Source organism: Bacillota bacterium, assembly GCA_012837285.1.
GTDB lineage: Bacteria > Bacillota > DTU030 > DUMP01 > DUMP01 > DUNI01.
Window position 1 is genome coordinate 1 of record DURJ01000016.1, and the last position, 5,585, is coordinate 5,585.

Below are 5,585 nucleotides of genomic sequence, written 5' to 3' on the forward strand. Positions count from 1 at the left end.
CTTTGAACTCAGTTCCAAGGCGGAAAAAATGCCCGCCGGCCCTGCTCCCACTATGATTACGTCATACTCCGGCTGCACCTTATCACCCCTTTAGCCTAGAGGCAGAAGATCTGTGCCGTCAACAGCACAACATACCGTCTGAAAACCAGCCAATCCATGTTTTTGTACTCAGAACGCGGTGAAAGGACTTAAATCCTTCGCTGCGCAAGATCCTTCGCTACGCTCAGGATGACAAATGTAAGGCGCGCCAGGGATACAAATGTAAGGTGCGCTAGGAATGACAAATCTAAGGCGCGCTAGGAATGACAAATGTAAGGTGCGCCAGGGATACAAATGTAAGGTGCGCCAGGATGACGATCCAGGCTATATCCCATATGGTGACTCCTCACATAGTCTAATCAGTCGTCTTGCCGTCGCGCCCGGTCGGCTATCCGTTTCCGGTAGTTTTCCCCGTCTACCTGGACCAAATCACCGCACATCTCCAGCAGGCGGTCGACTACCTTTTCTCCTAATCGTTCTTTCACCCAACCCACCATCTTATTACAAGTAACCACCAGCGGTTTCTCAGCTTCATAACGCATATTGATGAGTTCGTAAATTTTACCCTTTTCCCAGTCGGAGTATTGATCCAGGGCCGAAATATCGTCCAGTACTAACAAATCCACGTTTTTGAGCGGCTCCAGCACTTGCCATTCCGTCTTGGCCTCGCTCTGGTAAGTGGCCCGAATGTCACTTAGAAGTTCCATGGTAACCACAAACGCCACTTTGTAGCCTTGGCTTACTATGTCTTGCACGATCGCCGCGGCCAGATGCGTCTTCCCGCGTCCGGTATCGCCCACTAAGAACAGACTCCGGCCGCTTTGGCAGTGAGCAGCAAAATTATGGGCATAAGATCGGGCTGCTTCAAAGGACGGACGATTGAGTTTAGTCACGGTAAAGTTCTCGAAAGTACGGCTGCGGAATTTCTTCCTCAGGCCGGTGGCGGCCAGTCTTTTTTTCAGTTGTTTTTTTCTGGCCTCCTGACGTCTTGTTTCCACACAGGCACAAGGGGCAACTGTGATAGCCCCGTCTTGCTCTTGATAGATTTTCTCCAGATCTAGGCAGCGCTGGCAATAGTAGCTGCCCGGCGAATAAAACCGCCAGTAGCTGTCTCTCCCGGCTTCAAAGCGGACATAGTGCCCCGGACGCGGATCAGGGATCTCACCGGACTGCATGGCCCATCGTTCCCGCTTAATCTGCTCCACCCGGGCCAGAATGTCCTCCTTATTCGTCTCCCAAGGTAGAACGTCGGTAGAAGCGGTAGTATTCGTCAGCGCGGATGTCAAAAGGCCGGTCAGTTTCTCCATGATAACCAAACTCCTTAAGTAGCTCCTCTCCCACCGGGGGATCGGCGGCCGCCAGTCGTTTTAGTACCCAGCGGGGCACACCATATTCCTGCCAGTTGAAAAACAAGTTTTCTATATAACGTACTGAACGCACATCGCGCAGCATGGCATAGTGAATTGCCAGCGCGAGTATCTTCAAATCCCGCTTGCTCTTGGCTTCGGCTGGAAGGCTATATAGCCGCTCATACCACAGGGGACTAAGCCGCCCCAGCTTTTCTTCCACCAACCGGGAAATAAGCTGCACTGTTTTCTTCTCCAGCTCTTCCATGAGCATCACCTCTTTAGGCAGCACCCGGTAAAGCCACTGTATTGGTCTCTAAAATACTTCTACTTGAAGTCTTGGAACTCCTGTCTATCTATGGTACCGGGTCGAAGGCCAGATCGTGGAACATAGTGTAGTCCTGCAAGAAGGCTAGTCTTACATCGCCGGTGGGGCCGTTCCGTTGCTTGGCCACAATAACTTCGGCAATGCCTTTCCGGTCGGAATCAGGGTTGTAGTATTCGTCCCGGTATATAAAAGCTACCAAATCAGCGTCCTGCTCGATGGCACCGGATTCCCTTAAATCGGACAGCACCGGACGTTTGTTCTGTCGCTGTTCCACCGCCCGGGATAACTGGGACAGGGCCACCACCGGGCACTTCACTTCCCGAGCCAGCGCCTTGAGCGAACGCGATATGTCCGAGATCTCCTGCTGCCGGCTGTCGCTACTCCGGCCATGGCCGGCAATGAGCTGCAAATAGTCCACAATTACCAGCCCCGGACCCTGTTCTTGCACCAAGCGCCGGGTTTTGGCTCTGATATCCATGGCGGTGAGCACCGGACTGTCATCGATAAAAATAGGCACCTCGGACAGGCGGCCCATGGCCGCCACCAACCGGGGCCAATCCTCTTCGTCTAAATCGCCGGTTCTAAGCTTCTGACCGGGGATGCGCGCCTCGGCGGACAACAACCGCTGTACCAATTGCTCCTTGGACATCTCTAAACTGAACAGGGCCACTGGCTTTCCCTGGTTAACTGCTACATGTTGGGCAATGTTCAGGCACAGACTGGTTTTGCCCATGGACGGACGGGCGGCCACCACAATAAAATCGGCTGGTTGCAGGCCGCTGGTAAGGCGATCTAGATCCCGAAAACCGGTAGGAATTCCCGGAATGATTCCCTGGTTTTGATACAGGTATTCAATCCGGTCGAAGACTTCGATTAGGGCATCGCGGATAGGCAGAAAATCTTGCCCGCCGCGTCGCTGAGCCACTTCTAAAATAGCTGTTTCGGCCTGATCTAAGATGGCCGTGGCATCATCTTCGGCAGCGTAGCTATGTTCAATAATCCGGTTGGCCTCGCATATTAGTTGGCGCAACAGGGATTTTTCGCTCACAATGCGGGCATAATGCTCCACGTTGGCCGTGCTAGGTACCGCTGAGGCTAGATCGGACAAATAGCCGATCCCGCCCACCGGTTCCAGTTTGCCAGTCTGATTTAAGGCTTCGCTCACTGTGACCAAGTCACAGGCAACGCCACGATTGACCAAATCTAACATGGTCTCATAAATATGCCGGTGGTTATCCTGGTAGAAATCCTCTCCCCGCAGAATTTCTGCCGCCGTGATCACCGCTTGAGCGTCAAGGAGCATCGAACCGAGCACCGATTGCTCTGCCTCGACATTGCAAGGTGGGATACGGTCAGTCACACTAAGGGCCATGGTCTCTTCTCTCCCTCGGAATCCTTTCCAGCTCCAACCCTTGAAGGTAGGTCAGGGGGCTTCCCTCTGGGCCTATTCCGGCACCACCCGGACCGTGAGCTCACCGGTTACATCGGTAAACAACCGAACGGTCACGCTGTGTTCACCCAGGGCTTTCAGGGGTTCTTTCAGTTCGATCCGCCTCTTATCTATGCTCACCCGCAGCTGTTTCTTAATAGCATCGGCAATATCCTGATTAGTGACCGAGCCAAAAAGACGCCCCCCTTCCCCGGCCCGAGCGGTGATAACCACAGTCTGCCCTGAGAGCCTCTCGGCCAGAGCACGGGCCTCTTCCTCGGCTCGGGCTTCTTTGGACGCTTGCACCTTGCGCTGTCGCTGCACTTCTTTTAAGCTGCCGGCGGTGGCCTCCTTGGCTAACCGACGCGGGAATAAGTAATTACGGGCATAGCCAGGGTTCACCTCAACCAGATCGCCCTGCTTACCTAACCGCGGTACATCTTGCTCCAAGATCACTTTCATTCGGTTTCACCTTCCTCTGTAAGATAAGCGTTTAATACCTGATCCAGTTTCTCCCGGGCCGAGGCCAAGGACAAGCCTTTAAGCTGAGCCCCGGCAATATTTAGGTGCCCGCCGCCACCTAGTTTTTCCATCAGCACCTGCACATTAACATCCCCTAAAGACCTGGCGCTTACCGCCGCTCCGTCTTTGAACGGGTAGATGACAAAAGAAGCCTTAACTTCTTCAATGTTCAGCAGTTCATTGGCTACCTGGGCCGCCAATAGCTGGCTGTCCCGGGCGCCGTCGCTGATTTCCGCTACTGCCAGGCCTCCTGCCAACAGGGCCGTGGATTTTATCACCTGAGCCCGCCGGACAAAAGAACCCCAATCGTCCCGGAACAGCTTCTGGATCAGGCGGGCATCGGCACCGCTTCTTCTCAGATAAGCGGCAGCCTCAAACGTACGCACACCGGTCTGAAAAGCAAAATTCTTCGTATCCACGGTGATCCCGGCCAGGAGTGCCGTGGCTTCTAAGGAAGTGAGCTGCACCCCGTCAAGATACTGCAGTATCTCTGTTACCAGCTCCGAGGTGGATGAGGCATAGTTCTCCAGGTAGATTAAAGTCGGATCGGCAATGAACTCTTCGGCCCGGCGGTGATGATCGATGACCACAATCTTACGGGTGCGTGTGAGCAGGCGCGGTGCTACCACCAGGGAAGGTTTGTGAGTGTCCACCACTAGGAGTATAGTCTCTGCTGAAACTAACCGCACCGCCGCCCCGGGTTCCACAAAGATTTCCTGATAGGTGTCGTGTTCATGTAAGTAGTTGTACACTATTTCGATCGAAGGTGTAACCTCCTCCAGCACTACATAGCCCGGTTTGCCCAAGTCGCGTGCCGCGCGGGCCAAAGCCACCGCTGCCCCCAGGCTATCCGGATCGGCACTGGCATGTCCCATAGCCACCACCCGGTCGGCCCCGGCGATCAGCTCCCGCAGTGCCTGCGCGATAACGCGGGCCCGCACTTTAGTACGCTTCTCGGGAGCCATGCTCTTGCCGCCGTAATAGGTGAAATCTTTCGCTGTCTTAATAACCACTTGGTCGCCGCCGCGACCCAAGGCCAAGTCCAGTGCCAGCCGGGCAAAGCTCGACAGCTCCACTAAGCTGTCAACACCGGTACCGAGCCCGATACTGAAGGTTACCGGGATGGGGTTACCGAAACCAATTTCTTTAACCCGATCCAGTAAGGCAAACTTGTCTTCTTGACGGAGGGCCAGCCCCCGCCCGGTCAACACTAATATGTACCGGTCTTCGGCGTAGCGGTGCAGATAAGCATCGGTGCTTTGAGCCCAATCGGTAAGGAGTTTGTCGATGGCCGCCTTCAGCAGCGGTCGCTGCGATTCGGGCGTTCCGGCCAGAACCTCTTCGTAATTATCCACCTGCAAGAGCCCCAACACCGGGGCTTGTTCTTGTATAGCCGCCTGCAGACGCCCTACTTCCTGCTCATCGATTAGGTATACAGCCCGAACCGGCCCGCTGAAGGTATCGTATTCTTCCCGGACAGCCCGATACTGGGCTTGGTTTAGCTCTAGGGGCAGCTCGCTCTCGCTTTCCAACAGCGGTGACAACACATCCGGCAATTTGCGGCCGCGCTGGATCCCTGGAAAGAGGGCGGCAAAAGACTTGCTGGCCAGGAGCAAGCGGCCTTTTCTGTTCACCAAGGCGGTAGGAACAGGGGACCGTAGCAAGGCTTTTCTGGCTATGCCTTCACCCTGTCCGGCCACATCAGGCGCAGATGCCGGGGGCGAATGTAAGCCTTTGTACTTAAGTTCGTACCAGGCCAGACCGGCTGTGATGGCCGCTCCTAATAACGCCAGCCGAAAGTTAAACCAACCTAACACTATCAGCAGCACCGTCTGCCAGGCCAACAGCCGGTAAAAGCTCCCTACAGCTTGGTCAGGAAGATCCTTCTGAACCATGGCTATCTCTCCTTAAGAGCTTAAGC

At 54.7% G+C, this 5,585-nt stretch carries 6 protein-coding genes; all 6 read right to left on the reverse strand.

The genetic code is table 11. The features are described from left to right. Positions 1–78, reverse strand: a 78-nt coding sequence (locus GX016_00905; protein HHT70121.1) for a hypothetical protein, incomplete at its 3' end; no start/stop codon positions are given. 320 nt (positions 79–398) lie between these two features. Beyond that, positions 399–1,346: an ATP-binding protein gene (locus GX016_00910; protein HHT70122.1), complete on the reverse strand. Its 948-nt coding sequence runs from the start codon at positions 1,344–1,346 to the stop codon at positions 399–401. Next, a complete protein-coding gene (locus GX016_00915) occupies positions 1,264–1,677 on the reverse strand; it encodes a DnaD domain protein (protein ID HHT70123.1) in 414 nt (137 codons plus the stop codon). Before GX016_00915 ends, GX016_00910 begins: the two co-directional genes overlap by 83 nt. A 64-nt stretch (positions 1,678–1,741) precedes the next feature. Then, positions 1,742–3,085 carry a replicative DNA helicase gene (dnaB, locus tag GX016_00920; GenBank protein HHT70124.1) on the reverse strand — a complete coding sequence of 448 codons (1,344 nt, stop codon included), beginning with the start codon at positions 3,083–3,085 and terminating at the stop codon, positions 1,742–1,744. A gap of 72 nt (positions 3,086–3,157) precedes the next feature. Next, positions 3,158–3,604: a 50S ribosomal protein L9 gene (locus GX016_00925; protein ID HHT70125.1), complete on the reverse strand. Its 447-nt coding sequence runs from the start codon at positions 3,602–3,604 to the stop codon at positions 3,158–3,160. Further along, positions 3,601–5,559: a hypothetical protein gene (locus GX016_00930; protein ID HHT70126.1), complete on the reverse strand. Its 1,959-nt coding sequence runs from the start codon at positions 5,557–5,559 to the stop codon at positions 3,601–3,603. Before GX016_00930 ends, GX016_00925 begins: the two co-directional genes overlap by 4 nt. Positions 5,560–5,585: the final 26 nt, after the last annotated feature.

Coding starts and splice junctions, on each gene's coding strand:
- GX016_00925 (HHT70125.1), bottom strand. CDS start 3,604: ATGAAAGTGATCTTGGAGCAAGATGTACCGCGGTTAGGTAAGCAGGGC.
- GX016_00910 (HHT70122.1), bottom strand. CDS start 1,346: ATGGAGAAACTGACCGGCCTTTTGACATCCGCGCTGACGAATACTACC.
- dnaB (HHT70124.1), bottom strand. CDS start 3,085: ATGGCCCTTAGTGTGACTGACCGTATCCCACCTTGCAATGTCGAGGCA.
- GX016_00930 (HHT70126.1), bottom strand. CDS start 5,559: ATGGTTCAGAAGGATCTTCCTGACCAAGCTGTAGGGAGCTTTTACCGG.